Origin of the sequence: Clavibacter tessellarius, from assembly GCF_001618005.1 — a bacterium.
GTDB classification, from domain to species: domain Bacteria; phylum Actinomycetota; class Actinomycetes; order Actinomycetales; family Microbacteriaceae; genus Clavibacter; species Clavibacter tessellarius_A.
Map to the genome: position 1 here is coordinate 171603 of NZ_LQXA01000035.1, position 25957 is coordinate 197559.

At 72.5% G+C, this 25957-nt stretch carries 18 protein-coding genes; 8 read left to right on the plus strand and 10 right to left on the minus strand.

What is annotated here, in order from left to right:
* Positions 1–39 precede the first annotated feature (39 nt).
* Positions 40–2586: a DNA gyrase/topoisomerase IV subunit A gene (locus tag AWH51_RS09735; RefSeq protein WP_063071868.1), complete on the plus strand. Its 2547-nt coding sequence runs from the start codon at positions 40–42 to the stop codon at positions 2584–2586.
* 81 nt (positions 2587–2667) lie between these two features.
* Here the strand turns inward: AWH51_RS09735 and AWH51_RS09740 are convergent, their stop codons facing one another.
* Positions 2668–4746, minus strand: a complete 2079-nt coding sequence (locus AWH51_RS09740) for a DNA gyrase/topoisomerase IV subunit B (protein ID WP_063071869.1) — start codon at positions 4744–4746, stop codon at positions 2668–2670.
* Between the two features lie 212 nt (positions 4747–4958).
* Here AWH51_RS09740 and AWH51_RS09745 point away from each other — a divergent pair, with 212 nt between their 5' ends.
* The gene (locus AWH51_RS09745; protein WP_012038337.1) at positions 4959–5186 is read left to right on the plus strand and encodes a DUF7455 domain-containing protein; all 228 of its coding nucleotides are present in this window, start codon (positions 4959–4961) and stop codon (positions 5184–5186) included.
* Positions 5187–5294: 108 nt separating this feature from the next.
* Here AWH51_RS09745 and AWH51_RS09750 read toward each other — a convergent pair whose 3' ends face one another.
* The 5 genes from AWH51_RS09750 to AWH51_RS09770 all read right to left on the minus strand — a co-directional run bounded on the left by AWH51_RS09750 (position 5295) and on the right by AWH51_RS09770 (position 11301).
* Positions 5295–6023, minus strand: a complete 729-nt coding sequence (locus tag AWH51_RS09750) for a type 1 glutamine amidotransferase (protein WP_063071870.1) — start codon at positions 6021–6023, stop codon at positions 5295–5297.
* A complete protein-coding gene (locus AWH51_RS09755) occupies positions 6020–7300 on the minus strand; it encodes a Mur ligase family protein (RefSeq protein WP_063071871.1) in 1281 nt (426 codons plus the stop codon). The genes AWH51_RS09750 and AWH51_RS09755 overlap by 4 nt, the downstream gene beginning before the upstream one ends.
* Before the next feature lie 3 nt (positions 7301–7303).
* On the minus strand, positions 7304–8791 hold the full coding sequence (locus tag AWH51_RS09760) for an RNA polymerase sigma factor (RefSeq protein ID WP_081235024.1): 1488 nt from the start codon (positions 8789–8791) through the stop codon (positions 7304–7306).
* 212 nt (positions 8792–9003) lie between these two features.
* Positions 9004–10326: an MFS transporter gene (locus AWH51_RS09765; RefSeq protein ID WP_063071872.1), complete on the minus strand. Its 1323-nt coding sequence runs from the start codon at positions 10324–10326 to the stop codon at positions 9004–9006.
* A 54-nt stretch (positions 10327–10380) separates the two neighbouring features.
* Positions 10381–11301, minus strand: a complete 921-nt coding sequence (locus AWH51_RS09770) for a proteasome assembly chaperone family protein (protein ID WP_063071873.1) — start codon at positions 11299–11301, stop codon at positions 10381–10383.
* Positions 11302–11438: 137 nt separating this feature from the next.
* Between AWH51_RS09770 and AWH51_RS09775 the strand changes: the two genes are divergently transcribed.
* From AWH51_RS09775 to sucB, 3 genes are all read left to right on the plus strand, one after another.
* Positions 11439–12947: a leucyl aminopeptidase gene (locus tag AWH51_RS09775; protein ID WP_063071874.1), complete on the plus strand. Its 1509-nt coding sequence runs from the start codon at positions 11439–11441 to the stop codon at positions 12945–12947.
* 91 nt (positions 12948–13038) lie between these two features.
* Positions 13039–14412: a dihydrolipoyl dehydrogenase gene (gene lpdA / locus AWH51_RS09780; RefSeq protein WP_063071875.1), complete on the plus strand. Its 1374-nt coding sequence runs from the start codon at positions 13039–13041 to the stop codon at positions 14410–14412.
* A 58-nt stretch (positions 14413–14470) separates the two neighbouring features.
* Positions 14471–15919 carry a 2-oxoglutarate dehydrogenase, E2 component, dihydrolipoamide succinyltransferase gene (gene sucB / locus AWH51_RS09785; RefSeq protein ID WP_063071876.1) on the plus strand — a complete coding sequence of 483 codons (1449 nt, stop codon included), beginning with the start codon at positions 14471–14473 and terminating at the stop codon, positions 15917–15919.
* A gap of 22 nt (positions 15920–15941) precedes the next feature.
* On the opposite strand, the gene AWH51_RS09790 is transcribed toward sucB, so the two are convergent.
* Positions 15942–17429 carry a protein kinase domain-containing protein gene (locus tag AWH51_RS09790; protein ID WP_254654532.1) on the minus strand — a complete coding sequence of 496 codons (1488 nt, stop codon included), beginning with the start codon at positions 17427–17429 and terminating at the stop codon, positions 15942–15944.
* 348 nt (positions 17430–17777) lie between these two features.
* Here AWH51_RS09790 and AWH51_RS09795 point away from each other — a divergent pair, with 348 nt between their 5' ends.
* Both AWH51_RS09795 and AWH51_RS09800 read left to right on the plus strand, forming a co-directional pair.
* Positions 17778–18488 (plus strand): DUF4191 domain-containing protein, encoded by a 711-nt coding sequence (locus AWH51_RS09795; RefSeq protein WP_063071877.1) that lies wholly within the window; start codon positions 17778–17780, stop codon positions 18486–18488.
* Between the two features lie 54 nt (positions 18489–18542).
* On the plus strand, positions 18543–19259 hold the full coding sequence (locus AWH51_RS09800; protein WP_063071878.1) for a J domain-containing protein: 717 nt from the start codon (positions 18543–18545) through the stop codon (positions 19257–19259).
* A 37-nt stretch (positions 19260–19296) separates the two neighbouring features.
* On the opposite strand, the gene AWH51_RS09805 is transcribed toward AWH51_RS09800, so the two are convergent.
* Positions 19297–19725, minus strand: a complete 429-nt coding sequence (locus AWH51_RS09805) for an RDD family protein (protein WP_063071879.1) — start codon at positions 19723–19725, stop codon at positions 19297–19299.
* 193 nt (positions 19726–19918) lie between these two features.
* On the opposite strand from AWH51_RS09805, the gene glnA (AWH51_RS09810) reads away from it, so the two are divergent.
* Entirely contained in the window at positions 19919–21343 is a 1425-nt protein-coding gene (gene glnA, locus AWH51_RS09810; protein WP_063071880.1) for a type I glutamate--ammonia ligase, read from the plus strand.
* Between the two features lie 123 nt (positions 21344–21466).
* Here the strand turns inward: glnA (AWH51_RS09810) and AWH51_RS09815 are convergent, their stop codons facing one another.
* Both AWH51_RS09815 and glnA (AWH51_RS09820) read right to left on the minus strand, forming a co-directional pair.
* Positions 21467–24487, minus strand: coding sequence for a bifunctional [glutamine synthetase] adenylyltransferase/[glutamine synthetase]-adenylyl-L-tyrosine phosphorylase (locus tag AWH51_RS09815; RefSeq protein ID WP_063071881.1), 3021 nt, complete (start codon positions 24485–24487; stop codon positions 21467–21469).
* A 58-nt stretch (positions 24488–24545) separates the two neighbouring features.
* On the minus strand, positions 24546–25883 hold the full coding sequence (gene glnA, locus AWH51_RS09820; RefSeq protein WP_063071882.1) for a type I glutamate--ammonia ligase: 1338 nt from the start codon (positions 25881–25883) through the stop codon (positions 24546–24548).
* Positions 25884–25957 lie beyond the last annotated feature (74 nt).

Here is a 25957-nt window from a genome sequence, read left to right on the forward strand (position 1 = left end):
CGCCGATCCGACGCAGCGCGATCCCGACCCAGAGAGTCCATGAGTCCCTCCACCACGAACACCACGCCCGACGAGCCCGCCGAGCGGATCGAGGACGTCGACGTCTCCACCGAGATGGAGAACTCGTTCCTCGAGTACGCCTACTCGGTCATCTACTCCCGGGCCCTGCCCGACGCGCGCGACGGCCTCAAGCCCGTGCAGCGCCGCATCCTCTACCAGATGAGCGAGATGGGCCTCCGTCCCGACCGCGGGCACGTGAAGTCAGCGCGCGTCACGGGCGAGGTGATGGGCAAGCTCCATCCCCACGGCGACTCGGCCATCTACGACGCGATGGTGCGCATGGCGCAGCCGTTCACGCTGCGGGTGCCGCTCATCGACGGGCACGGCAACTTCGGCTCGCTCGACGACGGGCCCGCCGCCCCCCGGTACACGGAGGCGCGGCTGGCGGCCTCGGCCCTCGCGATGGTCGAGGGCCTCGACGAGGACGTCGTGGACTTCGTGCCCAACTACGACAACGCCTTCATGCAGCCGGCCGTGCTCCCGGCGGCGTTCCCGAACCTGCTCGTCAACGGCGCCAGCGGCATCGCGGTCGGCATGGCGACCAACATGGTGCCGCACAACCTCATCGAGGTCGTGGGTGCCGCGCGTCACCTCATCGACCACCCCGACGCCTCGCTCGACGACCTCATGGCCTTCGTCCCGGGGCCCGACCTGCCCACCGGGGGCACGATCATCGGCCTGGCCGGCGTCAAGGACGCGTACCTCACCGGCCGCGGCAGCTTCAAGACCCGCGCGCGCGTCTCCGTCGAGAGCCTCACGCCGCGGAAGTCGGGCCTCGTCGTCACCGAGCTGCCGTACCTCGTCGGCCCCGAGAAGGTCATCGAGAAGATCAAGGACGGCGTCCAGAACAAGAAGCTCTCCGGGATCACGAACGTCACGGACCTCACCGACCGCACGCACGGGCTGCGGCTCGTCATCGAGATCAAGACGGGCTTCAACCCGGAGGCGGTGCTCGAGCAGCTGTACCGCTACACGCCGCTCGAGGACGGGTTCAGCATCAACAACGTCGCGCTGGTCGACGGCAGCCCGCAGACGCTGGGCCTGAAGGAGCTGCTGCAGGTCTACGTGGCGCACCGGCTCGACGTGGTCACGCGGCGCACGCGCTACCGGCTCGCCCGCCGGCAGGAGCGGCTGCACCTCGTGCTCGGGCTCCTCATCGCGATCCTCGACATCGACGAGGTCATCCAGGTCATCCGCGGCAGCGACGACACCGACCAGGCGCGCGCGCGGCTGATGGACGTGTTCGACCTGTCGACGCTGCAGGCCGACTACATCCTCGAGCTCCGCCTCCGTCGTCTCACGCGGTTCAGCCGCATCGAGCTGGAGGAGGAGCGCGACCGGCTGCGTGCCGAGATCGCCGAGCTCGAGGCGATCCTCGCGGATCCGCTCCGCCTGCGCGCGCTCGTCTCCAGCGAGCTCCAGGAGGTGGCCGACCGCTTCGGGACGCCCCGGCGCACTCTCCTCACGGAGGCGGCGCCGAGCGTGGCGGGCGCGTCGAGCCGCCGCACGGCGCCCGTGCTCGAGATCGCCGACGTGCCCTGCCGCGTGCTGCTCTCGACGACGGGCCGCGCGGTCCGCGTCGACCTGCCGACGGACGCCCCCGGCACGCCCCTGCAGACAGTGCGCCGCAGCTCGCACGACGCGGTGCTCACGGCGATCGAGACCACGAGCCGCACGCGCATCGGCGCCATCACGAGCACCGGGCGCCTCATCACGATGACGCCCGTCGACCTGCCCGTGGTGCCCGTCGCGAGCGTGCAGCTCGGGGCGGGCGTGCGGATCCGCGACTACCTCGGCCTCACCGACCGGAAGGAGCGGGTCGTCGCTCTCGTCGCGCTCGAGTCCGACGAGGCGATCGCGATCGGCACGCGTCAGGGCGTCGTCAAGCGGGTCGCCCCCTCGTCGCTGCCCGCCAAGCCGGAGTTCGAGGTCATCGCGCTCAAGAAGGGCGACGAGGTCGTCGGCGCGCGCCAGGGCGCCGAGACGGACGAGCTCGTGTTCGTCACCAGCGAGGCGCAGCTGCTGCACTTCCCGGCGGTCTCCGTGCGCCCGCAGGGCGTGCAGGCGGGCGGCGTCGCAGGGGTCAACCTCGCCGCAGGCGCCCGCGTGCTGTTCTTCTCCTCCGTGGCGCCCGAGGGCGCCCAGGTCGTCACCGTCTCCGCGTCGTCGGCGACCATCGCCGGCGTCGACCCCGGGCGGGCCAAGGTGTCCGCCTTCGGGGACTTCCCGCGGAAGGGCCGCGCGACGGGCGGCGTGCGCGCGCACGCCTACCTCAAGGGCGAGGACCACCTGGCCCTCGCCTGGGTGGGCCCCGGCCCGGCGCTCGCGGTCGGCCCCGCCGGCGAGGTGCGGCAGCTCCCGCCCACCGGCATGAAGCGCGACGGCTCGGGCATCCCGCTCGAGAAGGCCATCGGCGGCGTCGGCCAGGCGGTCACCCCCGCCGAGGTCCCGGACGCGGCGTCGGGCGCCGCCGTGGGCGTCGTGGAGCCCGCGGCCGAGGACGGGTCCGCCCCGCTCGAGACGTAGTCCCGGTACGGACGACGACGGCCGCGGATCCCTCGGGGTCCGCGGCCGTCGTCGTCGTGCGCCGGGTGTGGCACCCGCGCGTCACACGTCGATGCGGTCCCGCACGGCGCCGGCTCCGTCGATGATGAACTCCTTGCGCGGCGCCACGTCGTTGCCCATCAGCAGCTCGAACATGCGCGTCGCCGCCTCGGCGTCGTCCACCCGCACACGGCGCAGCGTGCGGTTGCGGCGGTCCATCGTGGTGGTCGCGAGCTGGTCGGCGTCCATCTCCCCCAGGCCCTTGTAGCGCTGGATGGGGTCCTGGTAGCGCTTGCCCTGCCGCTTCGCCTGCGCGAGCACGGCTGCGAGCTCGCGCTCCGAGTAGGTGTAGATCACGTCGTTGGGCTTCGACCCCGGGTTCATCACCACGACGCGGTGCAGCGGCGGCACGGCGGCGAACACGCGGCCCTCGTCGATCATCGGCCGCATGTAGCGGAACAGCAGCGTGAGCAGCAGCGTGCGGATGTGGGCGCCGTCGACGTCGGCGTCGCTCATGATGATGATCTTCCCGTAGCGCGCGGCCGACAGGTCGAACGTGCGGCCGGATCCTGCCCCGAGCACCTGGATGATGGACGCGCACTCTGCGTTCGAGAGCATGTCCGGCAGGGAGGCCTTCTGCACGTTGAGGATCTTCCCGCGGATGGGCAGCAGCGCCTGGTACTCGCTGTCGCGGGCGAGCTTCGCCGTGCCGAGGGCCGAGTCGCCCTCCACGATGAACAGCTCGCTGTTCGCGACGTCGTTCGACCGGCAGTCCACGAGCTTCGCCGGCAGGGAGGAGCTCTCCAGCGCGTTCTTGCGACGCTGCGTCTCCTTGTGCGTGCGGGCCGAGATCCGCGACTTCATCTCGCCGACGACCTTCTCGAGGAGCACGGCCGTCTGCGCCTTGTCCTCGCGTCGGGTCGACTCGAAGCGCTCCGCCATGGCCTTCTGCACCACCTGCGACACGATCTGGCGCACGGCCGGCGTGCCGAGCACCTCCTTCGTCTGCCCCTCGAACTGCGGCTCGGGGAACCTCACCGTGAGCACGGCCGTGAGCCCGGCGAGCACGTCGTCCTTCTCGAGCTTGTCGGTGCCGACCTTGAGCTTCCGGGCGTTCGCCTCGACCTGCGCGCGGACGAACTTGAGCAGCCCCGCTTCGAACCCGGCCTGGTGCGTCCCGCCCTTGGGCGTCGCGATGATGTTGACGAACGACTTGAAGCGCGTGTCGTACCCGGTGCCCCAGCGCAGCGCTATGTCGACGGCGCACTCGCGGGTCAGCTCGGTGGGCACCATGGCGCCGCCGTCGGTGAGGACGGGAACCGTCTCCGTGAACGTGCCCGACCCCTCGAGCCGCCAGGTGTCGGTGAGCGGCGCGTCGACGGCGAGGTGGTCGACGAACTCCGCGATGCCGCCGTCGAAGCGGAAGGACTCGCGCACGGGCTGCTCGCCGCGGAGGTCCTCGATGTCGATGCTGAGGCCCGGGACGAGGAACGCCGTCTGCCGCGCTCGGCCGAGCAGCTCCTCGGTGAGGAAGGACGCGCCGCGGGTGAAGATCTGTCGGTCGGCCCAGTAGCGGATCCGCGTGCCGGTGACGCCCTTGCGCACCTTGCCGACGACACGCAGCTCGCTGCCGGACGTGAAGGGGCGGAACGGCGCGTCGGGGCTCGGCTCCCCCTCGTCGTCGAAGATGCCCGGCTCGCCGCGACGGAACGACATGGCGTACGTCTTCCCGCCGCGGTCCACCTCCACGTCGAGCCGCTCCGAGAGGGCGTTGACGACGGACGCGCCGACGCCGTGCAGGCCGCCCGAGGAGGCGTAGGAGCCGGATCCGAACTTGCCGCCGGCGTGCAGCTTGGTGAAGACGACCTCGACGCCGGACAGCCCGGTCTTCGGCTCGATGTCCACGGGGACGCCGCGTGCGGTGTCCCGGACCTCGACGCTCCCGTCGGCGTGCAGCCGGACGTCGATGCGGTCGCCGTGCCCGCCCAGGGCCTCGTCGACGCTGTTGTCGATGATCTCCCAGAGGCAGTGCATGAGGCCGCGCGAGTCGGTGGAGCCGATGTACATGCCGGGCCGCTTGCGGACCGCCTCGAGGCCCTCGAGGACGGAGAGATGGCGGGCGGAATAATCGGATGCTGCCACGTGCTGTCCTCCATGTGCGTCCGGCGTTCGCCGGACGCGAGCCGATGTCGATCTTAACCGCCACCCGGTGCCTCCCCCTCCGACCCGCCGTCCCCGCTCGCGCCTACGCGCAGAGCGAAACGTCGGGCCCGAGGACAGCAGCCACCCGGGAGCACGTGGTCTACTTGACGCATTCGGCTCGACACACGACCCGACCCGGAGGGGAGCATCACATGACACCGACCGCGACCGAGCGTCCCGTCGACGAGCTCGACAACCACCAGCTCACCGCCAACGACCGCTGCGACAGCTGCGGTGCGCAGGCCTACATCCGAGTCGAGGTCAACAGCTCCGAGCTCCTCTTCTGTGCCCACCATGGCAAGAAGTACCAGGAGAAGCTGTCGGCCATCGCCACGAGCTGGCACGACGAGTCGAGCCGCCTGCTCGACGAGCGGGCCTAGGCACGGACTCCGCGTCGGCTCCGGCCGACGCTCGAAGGGCGCATCCTCCTCGGAGGATGCGCCCTTCGTCATGCGGGGGCACCGGGCCGGTCGGCCCGGAGCCCGTCGTCAGTAGTGGGCGGGCCGCGCCATGACGGTGGCGCGCGCCTCGCGCGCCCAGCCGTCGAGCCGGTCGAGCGTGCCCGAGATGTCCGCGGGGAGCTCCCGGCCGTGACGCGCGAGGGCGGCGGCGAGCAGCTCGTCGGCGAGCCGCGGGTTGAGCGCGAGCACCGGTCCGCCGAGGTGCGTGCCGATCGACGATCCGATGCGCACGCCCTCCTGGCCGCCGCCGTTCCCGGATCCCGCCCGCACGGCCCCGAGGGGCGCGTGGGTGCGGATGTCGAGCGTCGACCCGTGGTTCTCGTAGCCGACGAGCTCGCCGTCGGCCGTGTCGACGACGAGGTCGCCCACCTGCCGGGCGGCGGTGAGCTGCGTGCGGATGGGCAGCACGCCCGCGCCCACGAGCTCTCCCCCGTCGACGAGACGGACGGTCTCGCCCAGCAGCTGGAGGCCGCCGCCCACGGCCAGGAGCGGCACTCCGGACGCCTGGAGGGCGACGAGGTGGGCCGCGTGGGACACGAGGTCCGGCAGCACCGTGCGCTGCGCGGACAGCGGCCCGGATCCCGCGAAGACGATGTCGGCGTCGCCCGGGTGCCCGCCGCCCGGTGCGTGCCGGACGACCTCCGTGCGTATGCCGCGGATGCGCGCGCGCTCGACGAGCACCGTCACGTTCCCGCGGTCCCCGTTGATGCCGAGCTCCTCCGGGTAGAGGTGCAGGATGCGCAGGACGTCGCTCACGCCGGTCCCCCTTCGAGATCCGTCCGCCCGAGGATGCGGCGGATCGCCATCATCTGCTCGTAGTTGACGATCATGGTCTTGACCCCGCGGGACGGCTTCTCCAGCGCGAGGAACGCCTGCACGGCACGGCGGAGGTCGGGCTCGACGCGGCCGACCTCCAGTCCCTCGTAGCCGAAGCGCACCGCCAGCTGGTAGCCCTTCGTGCCCGAGACGACGTCGGCGTGCGTGAGCGCCGAGAGGTCGGTGTCGTAGATCCACGACGGGTCCGGCGTGCCGTCGTCGACCGCGAGCAGCACCTGCTCGGGCGGGTCGCCCAGAGCGTCGAGGTTCATCTGCAGGCTCGCCGGGTTCTTCATCATGATGATCTCGATGTCCTCGTCCCCGGCGCGCAGCACCTCCCCACGTCCGTAGACGGCGGCGACCGAGCCGAGGCCCTCGGCGGCGAGGGCCGGGTCGAACCGGTCGCCGAGCACCCGGCGGGCCGTGGCCAGCGCACCGGCGGCGTCGACGGCGTAGTGCAGTCCGCGGGAGGGGAGGCGGGCGGTCAGATCCCCCGAGGCGAGGCGGAAGACGGCGTCGCGACCCTCGAGCGCCACGGCCTCGACCGCGGCCGGCGCCTCGACGGGTGCCGGATCCTCGGATCCGAAGCGCGGTGCGGATGCGAGCCCGTGCTTGCTGTCGCCGAGCAGGCCCGGGGAGACGCCGAACCAGTCCACGGCGACGCGGCCGGACGACGTCGCGTCCGCGGCGATGGCGTTGACGTTGGCGTCGTCGCGGTTCGCGACCACGGCCTCGGTCGCGGTCGCGGCGATGCGCTCGAGCATGCCGACGACCCGGTCCGGCTCGTGGAAGCGGTTGAGCTGGTCGATCTGGATGTTGAGGAGCAGCACCGTGCGCGGGGTCAGCAGGGCCGAGAGCGCCACCCCGTAGGCCTCGTCGATCTCGAGCACCGCGACGTCGGCGTCCAGGCGTCCCGAGGGGTCGGCGTCCGCCAGCACCGCCGAGGCGATCCCCTGGGGCAGGTTGCCGCCGGAGGGGTTCGTGAAGACCCGGAGGCCGTGGGCCCGGAGGACCGCGGTGAGCATGTGGGTGGTGGTCGACTTGCCGTTCGATCCCGTGACGGCGACCACGCCGTGCGGGAGGTCGGCGATGGTGCGCTCGAGGAAGCGAGGCTCGAGGCGGAGGGCGACGACGCCGGGCACGGCGGAACCGCCGCCGCGGAGACGGGCGGCCCAGCGGGCGGCCCGTCCCGCGGCGACGGCGAGGCGCAGCGGCACGGCCTACTCGAGGTAGTCGCGCAGCGACTGCGAGCGCGACGGGTGGCGGAGCTTGGCCATGGTCTTGGACTCGATCTGGCGGATCCGCTCGCGCGTGACGCCGAACGTGTCGCCGATCTGGTCGAGCGTCTTCGGCATGCCGTCGCCCAGGCCGAAGCGCATGCGGATGACGCCCGCCTCGCGCTCGGAGAGGGAGTCGAGGAGCGACTCGAGCTGCTTCTGCAGCATGGTGAAGCCCACCGCGTCGGCCGGGACGACCGCCTCGGTGTCCTCGATGAGGTCGCCGAACTCGCTGTCGCCGTCCTCGCCGAGGGGCGTGTGGAGGGAGATGGGCTCGCGTCCGTACTTCTGGACCTCGATGACCTTCTCGGGCGTCATGTCGAGCTCGCGCGACAGCTCCTCGGGCGTGGGCTCGCGGCCCAGGTCCTGGAGCATCTGGCGCTGCACGCGGGCGAGCTTGTTGATGACCTCGACCATGTGCACCGGGATGCGGATCGTGCGGGCCTGGTCGGCCATGGCGCGCGTGATCGCCTGGCGGATCCACCACGTGGCGTAGGTGGAGAACTTGAAGCCCTTGGTGTAGTCGAACTTCTCGACCGCGCGGATGAGGCCCAGGTTCCCCTCCTGGATGAGGTCGAGGAACTGCATCCCGCGACCCGTGTAGCGCTTCGCGAGGCTGACGACGAGGCGGAGGTTGGCGCCCAGCAGGTGGCTCTTCGCCCGCTGGCCGTCGCGCGCCACCCAGCGCAGCTCGCGCTCGAGCTCCCGCGAGATGCCGGGGGTGTTCGCCAGCTTGTCCTCGGCGAAGAGGCCCGCTTCGATGCGCATGGCGAGCTCCACCTCCTCCGCGGCGTTGAGCAGCGCGACCTTGCCGATCTGCTTGAGGTAGTCCTTGACGGGGTCGGCGGTGGCGCCCGTGATGGTCGTCGAGTAGACGGGGACGTCCTCGTCCTCCTCCTTGTTCGACAGGACCATGGCGCCGGTCGGCAGCGGTTCGAGCGCCACGGGCGGCTTCGGAGCGCCGTCCTCGACGGCCTCGTCCTCCGAATCGTCCTCGACGGCCGGGACCACGACCTCCTCGGCGTCCTCGTCGGATGCGTCGCCCGGGCCGTCCGTCGCGGGCGCGGCCTTCTTCGCGGCGGTCTTGCGAGGCGCCTTCGCCGGAGCGGCGGCATCGTCGCCGCCGGCAGCGGCCTTCTTCGCGGCAGCGGCCTTGGCGCGAGCCGTGGGCGCCTTGGCGGGCGCGGCCGGCGTCGTCTCCGCGGCGGGCTCGTCAGCGGCGGCGGCGGCCTTCGCCGCGGCGGCCTTGCTCGGGGCCTTGGCCGCGGGGGCCTTGGCGGTGGCCTTCGCCGCCGGGCTCTTCGCGGCAGGGGCCTTGCGGGCGGGGGCGCGCTTGGCGGGTGCCGTCGCCTCGCCCGTCGCGGCGTCGTCTGCCGGGCTGGTCGCGGTCGCCGCGTCCAGCGTGGCGGACGGGGTGGAGGGGGTGGCCATGCGAACACCTTTCGTCCCCACGGGCGACCGGTCGCGCGCTCCGCGGTGGCTCTGCGGGGTGACCTGCCGGAGGTGGGTCGGGGTTGTTTTCGGACATTGCTAGGACCCATGTCAAGTCCGCTGCTCGTGCACCACCGGGGCGGCGCGAGATGCGGGACATGAACGGGTCCGTACCTGATTATTGCACGGATGCCGGCGAGGACGAGCCACCGTCACGCGCGGCGCCGACGACGCCTGTCGAGGTAGGCAACCCAGAGCGGCCCCACCCGCATTCCCTCGTCGGCCATGGCGCGACGCGTCCGCCTCCGGGTGCGGACGAGCATGACGACCCCGAACCCCACCACCAGGTACTGGACCGCGAACGCGACCCGGAACGAGTCGAAGGAGTAGAGGTCGCTCGGCGCGCCGCCGGCGACGCGGATGCCGTCCTGCACGTCGAGGGCGATGCCGATGAGCAGCATCGTCGTGAAGCTCGCGGTGAAGCCGCCCACGTTGACCACGCCCGAGGCCGCCCCGAGGCTCCGCGGCGGGTTGAAGGTGCGCGCGAAGTCGAGGCCGACCTGCGATCCCGTCCCCCCGACGCCGATCACGACGACCATCACGAGCACCGCCCACAGCGGCGGGACGCCGGGCCAGAGGAGCACGACCGCCCAGGCAGCCCCCATCATGGCGACGATGCCGAGGACGAGGTTCGAGCGGCGGAACGGGAACCGGCCGGTGAGGATGCCGATGGACGGCCCGACCACCATGCCCGAGGCCACGATCACGATGAGGATGCCGGACGCGAGCGCCGGGCTGTACCCGAGTCCCCCGACGAGGAACGGGAAGCCCCAGAGAAGGCTGAACACGCCGCCCGGGGACTGCGTCACGAAGTGCGACCAGAAGCCGAGGCGCGTCCCGGGCCGCCGCAGGCTCCGCCCCAGCTCGCGCATCGAGTCGCCCCACGACACCCGGGGCGGCGGCGGATCCCCGGCCGGGCGGTCCCGCACGGCGACCGCGACGGCGACCAGCGCCACGACCGCGACGGACGCGGACCCGACGAACGCCGGGGTCCAGCCGGCGGTGTGCAGCACCAGCGAGAGGGGGACGGCCGAGAGCACCTGCCCCAGCTGCCCCACGTTCGCGAACCACTGCGAGAGCACGGGGACGCGCGGGCCGGAGTGCCAGGCGTTGATGAGACGGAGCCCCGACACGAAGGTCATGGCGTCCCCGGCGCCCACGAGCACGCGTCCCGCGACGGCCACCTCGAGGGTGGTGGAGAACGCGAGCGTCAGCTGGCCCGCGACCATGAGGAGCGCGCCGCTCGCCAGCAGCGCGCGCGGGCCGACGCGGTCGATGAGCACGCCGACGGGGATCTGCAGCGCCGCGTACACGACGAGCTGCGTGACGGCGAGCGTGGACAGCAGCGCCGCGGAGACGTGGAACCGGTCGCCGGCCTCGACGGCCGCGACGCCGAGCGACCCCCGCTGCAGGACGGAGGAGAGGTACGCGGCGGTGGCGACGCCGAAGACGATCCGGGCGCGGCGTGTGCTCATCGCCCCGAGACTATCGGCGCGCGACCCGCGTCCCCGGTGCCCTGGGGACGCGGATCAGACCGCTTCGCCGTCCCCCGGACGACGGCGGGCGAGGAACTTCTCGAGCTCCGCGGCGATCTCGTCCGCGGAGGGCAGCGCGCCGTCCTCGTCCGTCAGCGGGGACTTGAGCGGCGTGTCCTCCATGTAGCTGTCGTACCGCTCCTCCAGCGTCGTCACGAGCCGCGCCAGCTCCTGGTTGCCGGCGACCTGCTCGTCGATGCGGCCGACGAAGTCCCGGCCCTCCTCGCGCAGGCGGTCCGTCGGGAAGATGAGCCCCGTGGCGGCGCTGATGCTCTCGAGAGCGGCGACCGCGGCGAGCGGGAACTCGGTGTCGGCGAGGTAGTGCGGCACGAGCAGCACGAACCCGGCGACGGGGTGCCCCGCGTCGTGCAGCCGGTGCTCCACGAGGTGGAGGGCGTTCGCCGGCACCTGCGTGTGCGGCTTCCAGACGGAGAGCGCGTCGATGAGCTCCGTGCGGTTCCCGCTCACGGTGACGTTGATGTCGCGCGTGTGCGGCACGGGCATGGGGATGCTGTGCACCCACGTCGTGGTGGAGACGCGGTAGCGGTCGACGATCCCCAGGACGGCGGCCGTGAACGCCTCCCAGCGGAAGTCGGGCTCGAAGCCCGTCAGCAGGAGGAAGGGCTGGCCGATCTCGTCGTGGGCGAGGTAGAGGGCGAGCCGGGCCGGACGGTAGTCGGCGAGGTGGTCCTGGTCGAAGTAGATGGTGGGGCGGCGGGCGCGGTAGTCGAGCAGCGTGTCGGTGTCGAAGCGGAGGACGTCGCGGTGGCTGAGCGTGTCGAGGAGGTAGGCGCTGACCTGGGAGACGCCGGACCCGGCGTCGGAGAACCCCGTGAGGCCGGCGACCAGGGGCAGGCCGGTCGGGACCTCGCCGATGTCGGTGTCGATCTCGTACAGTCCGTCCGCGTCAGCCATGCGTCAACTCTAGGCCGCGCTCCAGACGGCCTCCCGCGGTCACGGCATGCCGCGGTGGCGCCCACAGCGAACACGCGCAGTGCCCGAGCGGGTGGCCGCGGACGGCGCGCAGGCCTCCGTCGATAGGCTCGTGGCCCATGACCACTCCCCTGCTCTCCGTGTCCTCCGACCGCGCCGTCGCGACCACGGCCGACGTCCTCGTCGTCGCCGTCTCCTCCGAGAGGGAGGGCGTCCGCGTGCATGCCCCGGAGGGCCTCGAGCTCGACGTCGCCGGGCTCGTCGCGGTCGGCGTCACCGGCGGTCGGGACGAGGTCACGCGCATCGCCGGCACCGGCACGGCCGCCCGTGCCGTCGCGCTCGTCGGGGTCGGCTCGGCGCCGCTCGACGCGGTGGCCCTGCGGTACGCCGCCGGGACCGCCACGCGTCAGCTGCGCGGGATCGAGAGCGTCGTCCTGGCGCTGCCGGTGTCCTCCCGCGGGGAGCTCACCGCCGTCCTGGAGGGCGCCGCGCTCGGCGTCTACTCCTTCGACTCCTACCGCCACGACTCCCTCGCGGGCCAGAAGGCGCGCGCCTCCGTCATCACGGTCGCCGCCTCGGGCGACTCCTGGACCGCGGACGACGCGGACGAGGCCGTCGCCCGGGCGGTCGCGGTCGCTAGCGCGGTCGCCGGCACGAAGGACCTGGTCAACACCCCGCCGCTCGACCTCTACCCCGCCACCTTCGTCGACGCCGTGCACGCGCGCACGGCGGACCTGCCCGTCGAGGTCCGCGTCTGGGACGAGGAGGCCCTCGCGTCGGACGGCTTCGGCGGCATCCTCGGGGTCGGCCAGGGCTCCACCCGGCCACCGCGCCTCGTCAAGGTCGCCTACTCCCCCGCCGGCGCCACCCGCCACCTGGCGCTCGTGGGCAAGGGCATCACCTACGACACCGGCGGCATCTCGCTGAAGCCCGCCGTCCCCATGATCGGCATGAAGTACGACATGACCGGAGCGGCCACGATCCTCGAGGTCGTGGTCGCGGCGGCCCGCCTGGAGCTGCCCGTGCGGCTCACGGCATGGCTCTGCATCGCGGAGAACATGCCCTCGGGATCCGCCATCCGTCCCGACGACGTCCTGCGCATGCGCGGCGGCACGACCGTCGAGGTGCTCAACACGGACGCCGAGGGCCGCCTCGTCATGGCGGACGGGCTCGTCGCGGCGAGCGAGGAGCATCCCGACGCGGTCATCGACATCGCGACCCTCACCGGAGCCCAGGTCGTCGCGCTCGGCGAGCGCTACTCGGCGGTGATGGGCGACGACGATCTGGTCGCCCGTCTCCTCGGCGTCGCCCGGGAGCAGGGCGAGCCCATGTGGGGGATGCCGCTGCCGGAGGAGATGCGCGCGCTGCTCAACTCGGACGTGGCGGACATCGCGAACGTCAAGCCGGGGAACCCCGCGGGCGGCATGCTCGTCGCCGGGGTCTTCCTGCAGGAGTTCGTCGGACGCACCAGCGACGCCGAGGACGCACCCCGCATCCCGTGGGCGCACATCGACATCGCCGGTCCGTCGCACAACAAGGGCGGCGGCCACGGCTTCACGGGCAAGGGCCCGACGGGCGTCGGGGTCCGCACGCTCCTCGCTCTGGCCGCCGGTTTTACCCGCGCGTAGTAGGCTCGGAGAGGCCTCCTGAGGGGGTCCCGCGCCTGCCCGGTCGGGCGGTCGCATGAGACGACCTTGATGCATACGAGGGAGATCCTGGGTGTCGGAACAGAACTTTGACGTGGTGGTGCTCGGCGGCGGGAGCGGTGGCTACGCAGCCGCCCTCCGCGCGGTTCAGCTGGGCAAGACCGTGGGCCTCGTGGAGAAGGGCAAGCTGGGCGGCACCTGCCTCCACCGCGGCTGCATCCCCACGAAGGCCCTCCTGCACTCGGCCGAGGTGGCCGACGTGTCGCGGGAGTCGGAGAAGTACGGCGTCAACGTCACGTTCGACGGGGTCGACATCGCGCGCGTCACGGCGTACCGCGAGGCCATCGTCGCCAGCAAGTACAAGGGCCTCCAGGGCCTCATCAAGGCCCGCGGCATCACCGTCATCGAGGGCGAGGGCCGCCTCACGTCCGGCACGACCGTGCAGGTCGGCGACCAGACCATCACCGGGAAGAGCATCGTCCTCGCGACGGGCTCGTACTCGCGCACGCTCCCCGGCCTCGAGATCGGCGGCCGCGTCATCACGAGCGAGCAGGCCCTCGAGCTCGACTACATCCCGAAGAAGGTCGCCATCCTCGGCGGCGGTGTCATCGGCGTGGAGTTCGCGTCGGTCTGGCGCTCCTTCGGCGTCGACGTGCAGATCATCGAGGCCCTCCCCCACCTCGTCCCGAACGAGGAGGAGTCGATCAGCAAGCAGTTCGAGCGCGCCTTCCGCAAGCGCGGCATCGCGTTCTCGCTCGGCGTGCGGTTCAAGTCGGTCACGCAGGACGACCAGGGCGTGCAGGTCACGCTTGAGGACGGCACCGCGTTCGACGCCGACATCCTGCTCGTCGCGGTCGGCCGGGGACCCGCCACCCAGGGCCTCGGCTTCGAGGACGCGGGCGTGAAGACCGACCGCGGGTTCGTCCTGACGGACGAGCGCCTGCAGACCAGCGTCCCCGGCGTCTACGCCGTCGGCGACATCGTCCCCGGCCTCCAGCTCGCGCACCGCGGCTTCCAGCAGGGCATCTTCGTCGCGGAGGAGATCGCGGGCAACAAGCCCGTCGTCGTCGACGACATCAACATCCCCAAGGTCACCTACTCCGACCCCGAGGTCGCGAGCGTCGGCTACAGCGAGGCGAAGGCCGTCGAGAAGTTCGGCGCCGACAAGGTCTCCAGCTACGAGTACAACCTCGGCGGCAACGGCAAGAGCTCGATCATCGGCACGGCCGGCTCCGTGAAGGTCGTGCGGGTGCAGGACGGCCCGGTCGTCGGCATCCACATGATCGGCGCGCGCGTCGGCGAGCTCATCGGCGAGGGCCAGCTCATCGTGAACTGGGAGGCCTACCCCGAGGACGTCGCCAACCTGGTGCACGCCCACCCCACTCAGAACGAGGCGCTCGGAGAGGCCCATCTGGCCCTCGCCGGCACCCCGCTGCACGCCCTCTAGCACCCGCCATCACCGACACACAAGCCGGGTCCGGAGTCGGGCCTGAAGGAGACAACCCATGAGCGAATCCGTCAACCTCCCCGCACTCGGCGAGAGCGTCACCGAGGGCACGGTGACCCGCTGGCTCAAGAACGTCGGCGACCACGTCGAGGTGGACGAGCCCCTCCTCGAGGTCTCGACCGACAAGGTCGACACGGAGATCCCCTCCCCCGTCGCGGGCGTGATCGAGGAGATCCTCGTCCAGGAGGACGAGACCGTCGAGGTCGGTGCCGTCCTCGTGCGCATCGGCGACGGCTCGGGTGGCGGCGACGCCCCCGCCGAGGAGCCCGCGGCCGCGGCCGAGCCCGAGCAGCAGGACGAGCCGGCCGAGGAGGCCGTCGACGACCAGGTGACCCCGTCCACCGAGGCGGATGACGACTCCGAGGCGCCCGCGCCCGTCGAGCCCGAGCCCGCCCCTGCGGCCCCGCAGCCGGCCGCGGCCGAGGAGACCCCGGCCCCCGCGCCGGCGGCTCCCGTCGCTGCCGCTCCCGCGCCGGCCGTGGCTCCCGCGCCCGCCGCGGCTCCGGCTCCGGCCCCCGCCGCGTCCGGCAACGCGGGCTACGTCACCCCGCTGGTGCGCAAGCTCGCCAACGAGCGCGGCGTCGACATCGCGTCGGTCACGGGTACCGGGGTCGGTGGCCGCATCCGCAAGGAGGACGTCCTCGCCGCGGCGGAGGCCGCCGCCTCCGCCGTCCGCTCCACGGCTCCGTCGGCGCCCGCCGCCCCGGCCGCGGCTCCCCTCGAGACGTCGCCGCTGCGCGGCACGACGGCCAAGATGTCGCGCATGCGCAAGCTCATCGCCGACCGCGCGGTGGTCTCCATGCAGTCGACGGCGCAGCTCACCTCCGTGGTCGAGGTGGACGTCACGAAGGTGGCCCGCTTCCGCGACCGTGTGAAGGGCGAGTTCCTCGAGAAGACCGGCGTCAAGCTCTCCTTCCTGCCGTTCTTCGCACTGGCCGCAGCGGAGGCACTGCGCGCCTACCCGGTCGTCAACGCGACCGTCGACGGCGACAGCATCGTCTACCCGGATCACGAGAACATCAGCATCGCGGTCGACACCGAGCGCGGCCTGCTGACCCCCGTGGTCAAGGACGCCGAGGGCAAGAACCTCGCCCAGTTCGCGTCGGAGATCGCCGACCTCGCTGCCCGCACCCGCGACAACAAGCTGTCGCCGGACGAGCTGGCAGGCGGCACGTTCACGCTCACCAACACGGGTTCGCGTGGCGCGCTGTTCGACACCCCGGTGGTCTTCCTGCCGCAGTCCGCAATCCTCGGCACCGGCATCGTCACCAAGCGCCCCGTCGTCATCACGGCCGACGGACAGGACACGATCGCCATCCGCTCCACGGTGTACCTGGCGCTCTCGTACGACCACCGCATCGTCGACGGCGCGGACGCCTCCCGCTTCCTCGTCGCGGTGAAGAACCGCCTCGAGGCGGGCGCCTTCGACGCCGACCTCGGCATCTAGCGCACGCACCTGACGGTCGGCCTCACCGGTCGTCCATCAGGTCGCGGATCCGCCATCCGGCCTCCCCCCTGACCATCAGGAGGGAGGCCGGTCGGCGTTCCGGGGCATCCGCGTCCCCGTGCATCGTGATGAGCGCCGTGTCGCCGAGGCGCTGGGCCGTGTCCAACCGGTCGGACGCGTGCAGCTCGGAGCCCTCCGGCCCTCCCGACCGTGCCCGGGAACGGTCGGCGTCCTCGATCGCGGAGTCCGGCTGATCCACCTCGTGGAGGCATCCGTCCGAGGCGGCGCGCAGGCACGCCGCGCGAAGCCGGAGCAGCGCCGGCGCGGCGACGTCGGGATCCGGGGAGGCCGCCGCATCCGCGTCGGGATGATCCGGCACCACGTCCGTCGGTACCTGCTCCGGCATCCCGTCGGCGGTCCCCGGTCCCGTCGAGGGCGTCGGGCGCCCGACGGCCGTCTGCGGGGCGTCGTGCGCCGCGGCGCCCAGCATCGGCACGACGACAGCGCCGGATGCCGCGACGAGGAGCGCCACGGCGCCGCCCACCCACGCACGCGGACGCACCGCGGCCGTCTCCCGTAGGACGGCGGCGCCGGCGATGCGCAGGCGGGCGGCGCACCGGCGCCCGAGCGTCTCCCGGGGCGCCCGATGGCGGCGAGGCGCGACGCGCGGGAGGACTCCCCTCGACGCCTCGACCCGCCTCTCGCGCCGCCGGGGGACACGCGGCCCGTCGGGGAGCGGCCCGATCGCCGCGGCGCCGGGTACGCCGCCGACGGGCCACCGGTCGTCGTCCGCCGGGTGGAGCGCGATGTCCGCCAGAGGTGCCGCATCCACGGTCTCCAGCAGCCGATCGGCGAGGTCGTGCGCGGTGGCGTCCGATTCGCCGTGGACCGCGTCGTCGAGCCGGGTGAGCCAGTCGTCCCAGCAGGAGTCAGCGGATCGCGGCCCCCCGTCATGGGGCATCCGGAGCGCAGCCGCCATGCGCGCCACCCGGGCCAGGTCGTCCGCCATCGGGTCCGTGCCGTGGCCGGGTCCGGAGGCCGCTCCCTCCTCGTCCGATCCGCCCGGCAGGTGCGCGGATCCGAGCCCGCCGAGCACCGGGCGCCCCGTCCCGTCCAGGAGGACGTGCGTCAGGTCGAGCGCCCCGTGCGCGATGCCGACCTGGTGGAGGTCGCCGAGACCCCGCAGGACGGACGCCAGCAGGGTCGCCACCTCCCCGGGCGTCAGGCCGCCCCTCCTGCCCACGAGCGCCGCCGCGGTGCCGCGGGCGCACAGGGTCTGGACGAGGCACGTGCCGCCGTCCGCGAGCGACGCGACGTCGAGCAGGCGCACGACGTGCTCGGAGTCGACCGCCTGGAGCGCCAGTATCTCGGTGTGGCCACGACTCCGCTGCGTGGCGGGGACGATCTTCACCGCGACGTTGCCCGAGGGGTCCTCGCCGTCGCCCAGGCGCGCCGTGGGTCGACCGAGGAACACCTGCGCGCGCTCGCCCCGGCCGACGAGCCGGACCAACCGGTAGCCGGCGATGTCCGATGCGCCGTCGACGGGTCCCGTGCCCGCACGGCGCCGAGCGGCGGCGGGCGTCCGCCCCGGTGGCGAGGGACGTCGCTCCCCGTCCCGCGCGCGCGTCTCCCGCGATCCCCGCCTTCCCTCACGTGCTCCCTGCACGACCACCGTCCTCCCCGGCTGCCGCTCCCCTGTCGAGGAGGGGCGGCCCCTCGGAGGGGGAGCATGCGCGACGCGTCGTGTCGAGGCGGCTCCGCCGCTGCTGTCGGGGATGGCGTCGCCTTCGCGAGGCTGGGAGGGAGCCAACGTGGCGCGGTGCCGGGACGTGCCCGGGCACCGGGTATCCTGGGCACCATGGCCCGCAAGACAGCCTCTCCGAAGGCGCCCAAGGAACCCGGCCGCATCAAGCAGATGTGGCAGGTCTTCCAGATGACCCGGCGGTACGACAAGAGCTCGGTCTGGTGGATGCTCCTGGCGCTGCTCGGGCCCGTCGTCGTCGGCATCCTGCTCGCCGTCTTCGCGACGGGCGGCAGCTGGCTCACCGCGATCCTCTTCGTGATCGCCGGCGTCTTCGCCGGCATCCTCGCCTTCCTCATCGTCCTCGGGCGCAAGGCCGAGCGCGCCGCGTACCTGCAGATCAAGGGCCAGCCCGGCGCCGTCGGCGTGGTGCTCCGCAGCTCGCTCAAGCGCGGCTGGGTCGGGAGCGAGATGCCGGTCGCCGTCAACGGCAAGTCCCAGGACGCGGTCTACCGTGCCGTCGGGCGTCCCGGGGTCGCGCTGATCGGCGAGGGTCCCAAGAGCCGCACGACGCGCATGCTCGAGGACGAGCGCCGCAAGATCGCGCGCGTCCTCCCCAACGTGCCCGTGCACTTCGTCTTCGTGGGACCCGACGCCGACTCCGTCGAGCTGCACAAGCTCGCCGGCCGGCTGCAGCGCTTCCCGCGCACCATCACGAAGGCGGAGGTGCTGGCCGTCAACAACCGGCTCACCTCCCTCGGGCAGAACAGCATGCCGATCCCGAAGGGCGTGGACCCCTTCAAGGTGCGCCCGTCGCGCGCCCGCTGATCCCCCTCTCGTCGCCCGTTTGCGCGGGCATGCGCCCCGGCGCAGACTGAGCCCATGGATCCGGTCTCCGCTGCGGCCCTGCTCGGGGTCGCCGTCGACGCCGACCGGCCCACCATCAGCCGGGCCTACGCGCGCCGGGCCCGGGAGACGCATCCGGATCGGCTGCCCGGCGCGACGCCGCAGCAGCTCCGCACGGCACACGAGCGCTTCGTCCAGCTCACCCTCGCGCGCGATGCGCTGCTGCTGCGTCGCGATCCGAGGTCGACGCATCCCGGTGCGGTTCCCCGTCCGGGTCCCGCGGCGGCCCCCCGCGACGCGACGCCGCCGGTGACCGCGACACCCGAGCGCCGCCATCCCTACGGACGATCCCGACGCGAGCTCGCACGCAGGGGCCTCGGGCCGTCGATCGCCGCGGTGTGCGGGCTCGCGGGCATCCTGGTGGTCCTGGTGACGTTCCAGGACTCGACGCGGGCGCAGTTCACGACGATCGGCGCCGACCTGACACGGGACGCGGTCGTCGTGCCGGTCCTCGATCCTGCCTCCCGCGCGAGCGAGTGCGTCGACACCACGTCGTGCACGCTCCTGGACATGACGGCCCCCGAGGACTGCAGCGCGGCCCTGGCGCGCTTCGAGGTGACCACGGGGCGCACGGACGACGGCCGCGAGACCGAGAGCCGCGAGCTGGGCGCCGTCCGTGCCGGGTCGCCCGCCCGCGTGGTGCTCGGCGGGGTCGACCCGGAGCTCGTCTACCTCGGGTGCGAGCCCGGCTGACGCCGAGCCGCACCGTCCCCGAGGGGGCGTGCCGCGGTCACGACGTGCGGACGAGGACCGTGCCGGAGAAGACGTCGTGGAGGCCGCGCTGGTCGGCGTTCCAGACCACCGCCGGCACCACCAGGCACAGGAGGACGGTGCGGAGCGCGGGGCGCCAGAGCGACACGTAGCCGCCCGTGAGCGGCCGCACGCGCATCCCGAGGACGACGTGGCCGACGCTGCCGCCCAGCGTGACGACGAGGACGTACTGCATCACGGCGAAGATCGCGAGCGTCGCCGTGGCGTCGTAGGAGAAGAAGGCCCACGACACGACGACCGCGAGGGCCCAGTCGATGCACACGCCGACGATCCGCCGTCCGGCGCGGGCCACGGAGCCCCGCCCCCGCTCCGGGAGGCCGAGGCGCTCCCCCGGCCACCTGTTCCGTCCGGGATCGCCGAGTTCGGGGCTGTACGGGGTGGCGGGCACGCATCGATCCTAGGCGCGCGGGCGGTGGATCCCCTGATCTCCGGGGCATGCGGACAGTCGGCGACGCGCCCGGGACGGCCTGCGTAACATCGCGGAAACACGGCGGTTATGGCGAGGTAACCCCTTCCCCCTAGGGTCGGAGAGGCTGAAACCGTCAGTCTCATCCGCTCCGGCCCCCTTTTGGAGACACCACATGTTCAGAGACTCATCCGAGGTGCTCGCGTTCATCAAGGACACCGACGTCAAGTTCCTCGATATCCGGTTCACCGACCTCCCCGGGGTGCAGCAGCACTTCAACATCCCCGCGTCCACCGTCGACGAGGAGTTCTTCTCCGTCGGCCAGCTGTTCGACGGCTCGTCCATCCGCGGCTTCGCGAGCATCCACGAGTCGGACATGCAGCTCATCCCCGACGTGACGACCGCCTACGTCGACCCGTTCCGCATCGAGCGCACGCTCATCATGGTGTTCGACATCTACAACCCCCGCAACGGCGAGATCTACGCCCGCGACCCGCGCCAGGTGGCCAAGAAGGCCGAGAAGTTCCTCGCCGCGTCCGGCATCGCCGACACCGCGTTCTTCGCCCCCGAGGCCGAGTTCTACATCTTCGACGACGTCCGCTACGAGGTGAACCAGCACACGAGCTTCTACTCGGTGGACTCCGAGGAGGGCGCGTGGAACTCGGGACGCGAGGAGGAGGGCGGCAACCTCGGCAACAAGACGCCGTACAAGGGCGGCTACTTCCCCGTCAGCCCGGTCGACAAGCAGGCCGACCTCCGCGACGACATCAGCCTCAAGCTGATCGACGCAGGACTCATCCTCGAGCGCGCGCACCACGAGGTGGGCACGGGCGGCCAGGCCGAGATCAACTACCGCTTCGACACCATGGTGCACGCGGCGGACGACATCCTGAAGTTCAAGTACATCGTCAAGAACACGGCCGAGCAGTGGGGCAAGACGGCCACGTTCATGCCGAAGCCGCTCTTCGGCGACAACGGCTCGGGCATGCACACGCACCAGTCGCTCTGGAACGACGGCAAGCCGCTGTTCTACGACGAGGCCGGCTACGGCGGCCTGTCGGACGTCGCGCGCTGGTACATCGGCGGCATCCTCAAGCACGCGCCCGCCATCCTCGCGTTCACGAACCCGACGGTGAACTCCTACCACCGCCTCGTGCCCGGCTTCGAGGCGCCCGTCAACCTCGTGTACTCGGCGGGCAACCGCTCGGCGTCCATCCGCATCCCGATCACGGGCACCAACCCGAAGGCGAAGCGCATCGAGTTCCGCGCGCCCGACGCGTCGAGCAACCCCTACCTCGCGTTCGCGGCGCAGCTCATGGCCGGCATCGACGGCATCAAGAACCGCATCGAGCCGCACGAGCCCGTCGACAAGGACCTCTACGAGCTCCCGCCCGAGGAGGCGAAGAACATCCCGCAGGTGCCGGCGTCGCTCGGCGCCGCGCTGGACGCGCTGGAGGCCGACCACGACTTCCTCACGGCCGGCAACGTGTTCACGCCCGACCTCATCGAGACGTGGATCGAGTACAAGCGCGAGAAGGAGATCAAGCCCCTCGCGCAGCGCCCGCACCCGTTCGAGTTCGAGCTGTACTACGGCGTCTGATCCCCTCGCCGCCCCGCATCGGGGCGCCTGACGCACGGGCCGTCCTCCTCCGGGAGGGCGGCCCGTCGTCGTGTCCGCGGGAAGCCGATGGGGCGGCTCTCGGATGGGTGAGGTGACGCGGGGTCAGGCCCCGAGCGGATCCATGCGGTCGTCGAGCCCGTAGAAGAGCCGCTCGAACACCGCGCGCGACCGGCGCGTCACGCCCAGGTACTCCTCCTCCAGGACCGACGCGGATCCGGGCGGGTACTCCAGCAGGCGCGCGATGGCGTCGAGCGCCGCGCGGTCCGCGGGGAGGACGTCGGCCGTGCGGTTCGTCCAGAGGGTCATGGCCGAGCGCACGCGGGACGCCAGGAGCCAGGCCTCGCGCAGCCGCTCGGCGTCATCCGGCGCGACGAGCCCGGCGTCGACCGCCGCGTCGAGGGCGCCGAGCGTGGTCGGCGTGCGCAGCGCCGGGTGCGCGTGCGCGTGCTGCAGCTGCAGGAGCTGCACGAGCCACTCGACGTCGCTGAGGGAGCCGCGTCCGAGCTTCAGGTGCCGCGTCGGATCCGCGCCCTGAGGGAGCCGCTCGTTCTCCACGCGCGCCTTGATGCGCTTGATCTCCCGGACGTCGGCCTCGCCGATGGCCGCCGGGTACCGGATCCGGTCCGCCAGCTCCGTGAAGTCCGCGATGAGCCCGCTGTCGCCGACGACGCCACGTGCGCGCAGGAGCGCCTGCGCCTCCCACGTGAGCGACCAGCGCTCGTAGTAGGCCCGGTAGGACGCGAACGAGCGGACGACGGGGCCGTTGCGGCCCTCGGGTCGGAGGCCCGTGTCGAGGTCGAGCGGCAGGCGCGAGTCCTCGGTGAGGCGCGTCAGCTCGGACACGATGAGCTGCGCGCGGCGCTGGGCGAGGTCGGGGTCCATGCCGGCGATCGGGCGGTACACGTGCATCACGTCGGCGTCGGAGCCGAAGCCGAGCTCCGCCCCGCCGTAGCGGCCCATGGCGACCACGGCGTACTCGGGCCACGGCCCGTCCTCGCGGCGGATGGCGCGCATCACCCCGCGCAGGGTGGCCGTGGTGATGTCCGCGAGCGACGGCCCGAGGGTCTCGACGTGCGTGACGCCGACGATGGCGCCGATCGCGAGACGCAGGACCTCGCGGCGCCGCAGGGTCCGGAGCGCCGCGGCCGCCGCGTCGGCCGTGGGGTGGCGGTTCACCGTGGCCACCGCCTCCTCGTCGAGCGATGCCCGGGAGCGGGGCCGCAGATCCTCATCGCGGGCGAGCCACGCGGCCGCCTCGGGAACGCGGTCGAGCAGCTCGGACACGTAGCGGGATCCGGACAGCACCTGCGTCAGCCGCTGCGCCGCGCCCGCGGAGTCGCGCAGCATCCGCAGGAACCACGTCGCCTCGCCCAGCGCCTCGCTGAGCCGGCGGAACGCGAGCAGGCCGTGATCGGGATCCGGTCCATCCGCGAACCACTGCAGGAGCACGGGCAGCAGGTGACGCTGGATGGCGGAGCTCCGGGACACGCCCTGCGAGAGCGCGCGGATGTGCGCGAGGGCACCGCGCGCGTCGACGAAGCCGATGGCCGAGAGGCGCGCCGCGGCCTGGTCGCTCGTGAGGGCGAGCGTCTCCTCGGGGAGGGAGGCGACGGCGGCGAGCAGCGGGCGGTAGAACAGGCGCTCGTGCAGCGTGCGGACCCGGGTCTTGGTGGCGGTCCACCGCGCGACGAGCTCCTCTGCTCGCCCGTCGAGGCCCGTGCTGCGCGCGAGAGCGCGCAACCGCTCCTCGTCGACGGGCATGAGGTGCGTGCGGTGCAGGCGCTCGAGCTGGAGGCGGTGCTCGAGCAGGCGCAGGTAGCGGTAGTCGCGGGCGAAGTCGCCGGCCTCCACGCGCCCGATGTAGCCCGCGTCGGCGAGGGCGACGAGCGCGGGCAGCGTGCCGCGCTGCCGCACCTGCTCGTCCGTCTGGCCGTGGACCAGCTGGAGGAGCTGCACCGTGAACTCGATGTCGCGGATGCCGCCGGGCCCGAGCTTGATCTGCTGGTGCAGCTGCTCGGCGGGGATGTTGTCCGTCACGCGCGTGCGCATCCGCTGGACCTGACCGACGAAGCCCTCGCGGGACGCGCTCGACCAGACGAGGGGAGCCACCGCATCGGCGTACCGCTCCCCCAGCTCGGCGTCGCCGGCCAGCGGCCGGGCCTTGAGGAGCGCCTGGAACTCCCAGTCCTTGGCCCACCGGTCGTAGTACGCCAGGTGCGAGTCGAGTGTGCGGACGAGGGCGCCGGCCTTGCCCTCGGGCCGGAGGTTCGCGTCCACCTCCCAGAGCGCGGGCTCCACCTCGTGCTCGTCGATCCCGCGCATGGTGAGCACGGCCAGCCGCGTCGCGAGCTCGACCGCGCGATGGGGCTCGATCGCGGGCTCGCCGTCGGCGTCCGTCGCGGCCTCGGCCACGAAGATGACGTCGACGTCGCTGACGTAGTTCAGCTCACGGGCCCCCGCCTTGCCCATGCCGATGACGGCGAGGCGGGTCGCCGCGATCTCGTCGGGACGGGCGCGGCCGAAGGTGCCGGGCGCCGACAGCTCGGCGCGGGCGACCGCGAGCGAGGCCTCGAGCGCGGCGCCCGCGAGGTCGGCCAACGCGGCCGTGACCGGTCGGACGGCCACGAGCGGGTCCGGGTGCACGAGGTCCCACGCGGCCACGCGGGCCACGAGGGCGCGGTACCGGATGCGGAGCGCCGCGCGCGCCTCGGCCCCGGTGATCGCGGCGACGCCGTCCACCGCGCCCACGGAGGCGAGCAGCACCTCCCGCACGTCGCCCGGCGCGGGCGAGTGCGCGAGCGGGAGGGCGAAGGCGTCGAGTTCGGCCGGATGCCGCGCCAGGAAGTCGGCGAGTCCGGCGGAGGATCCGAGCACCCGGGCCAGCCGGTGCCGCGCGTCGGCGTCGTCGAGCACGGCGCGCGTCCGCTCCGGGTCGAGCCGCAGCAGCCGGACGAGCGCATCGAGCGCGGCATCGGGATCCGCGCTCGGCGTCAGCGCCTCCACCAGGTCGGCCTCGGCCCACGCGGAGAGGTCGGCCGCCTCGGCCAGGGTCTCCCCCACCTCGCTCAGCCGGGCGAAGCCGGCGCGCGCGAGCGCGCCGGTCAGGGTCTGTCCGCGTCTCATCGGGTGCTCCGGCCTCGTCGTCGGATGTCGGTGCGGATGCGTCGGGCGGGGATCCGCGTCAGAGCATCTCGAGGTTCGAGCGGAGCTCGTACGGCGTCACCTGGGCGCGGTAGTCGCGCCACTCCTGGCGCTTGTTGAGCAGCACGTAGTTGAACACCTGCTCCCCCAGCGTCTCGGCGACGAGCTCGGAGCGCTCCATGAGCTGGATCGCGTGGTCGAGGCTCGACGGCAGCGGCGCGTAGCCGAGGGCGCGACGCTCGGCGTCGCTCAGGCTCCAGACGTTGTCCTCGGCCTCGGCGGGGAGCTCGTAGCCCTCCTCGATGCCCTTGAGGCCCGCGGCCAGCATGAGCGAGAACGAGAGGTACGGGTTCGCGGCGGAGTCGATCGCGCGGTACTCGACGCGCGAGCTGTTGCCCTTGTTCGGCTTGTACAGCGGCACGCGGACGAGCGCGGAGCGGTTGTTGTGCCCCCACGTGACGAAGCTCGGGGCCTCGCCGCCGCCCCAGAGGCGCTTGTAGGAGTTCACGAACTGGTTGGTCACGGCCGTGATCTCGGGGGCGTGCTTGAGCAGCCCCGCGATGAACTGGCGGCCGATGGTCGAGAGCTGGTACTCGGCGCCGGACGCGTAGAACGCGTTGACGTCGCCCTCGAACAGGGACATGTGCGTGTGCATGCCGCTGCCGGGCTGATGCGCGAGGGGCTTCGGCATGAACGTCGCGTACACGCCCTGCTCGATCGCGACCTCCTTGATGACCGTGCGGAAGGTCATGATGTTGTCGGCCGTGGTGAGCGCGTCGGCGTAGCGGAGGTCGATCTCGTTCTGGCCCGGCCCCGCCTCGTGGTGGCTGAACTCCACCGAGATGCCGAGGTCCTCGAGCATGCGCACCGAGCGGCGGCGGAAGTCGTGCGCCGTGCCGCCGGGGACGTTGTCGAAGTAGCCCGCCGCATCCACCGGCTCCGGGCCGTCGACGCCGAACTCGCTCGACTTGAGCAGGTAGAACTCGATCTCGGGGTGCGTGTAGAAGGTGAAGCCGCGGTCGGCCGCCTTCTCCAGCGTGCGCTTCAGGACGTTGCGCGGATCCGCGATGGCGGGCTGACCGTCGGGCGTGGAGATGTCGCAGAACATGCGCGCGGTGGGGTCGATCTCGCCGCGCCACGGGAGGATCTGGAACGTCGTCGGATCCGGGTGGGCCAGCATGTCGGCCTCGTAGGAGCGGGTGAGCCCCTCGATGGCGGAGCCGTCGAACCCGAGGCCCTCGGCGAACGCGCCCTCGACCTCGGCCGGGGCGATCGCCACCGACTTCAGGGTGCCGGTCACGTCGGTGAACCACAGGCGCACGAACTTGATCCCGCGCTCCTCGATCGTCCGCAGGACGAAGTCACGCTGCTTGTCCATCCACCACCCTCTCGTCGGAGTCCAACCTACCGGCTGACCAGGGGCGGCGCGGAGCGCGACGGGGCCCGCCCGTA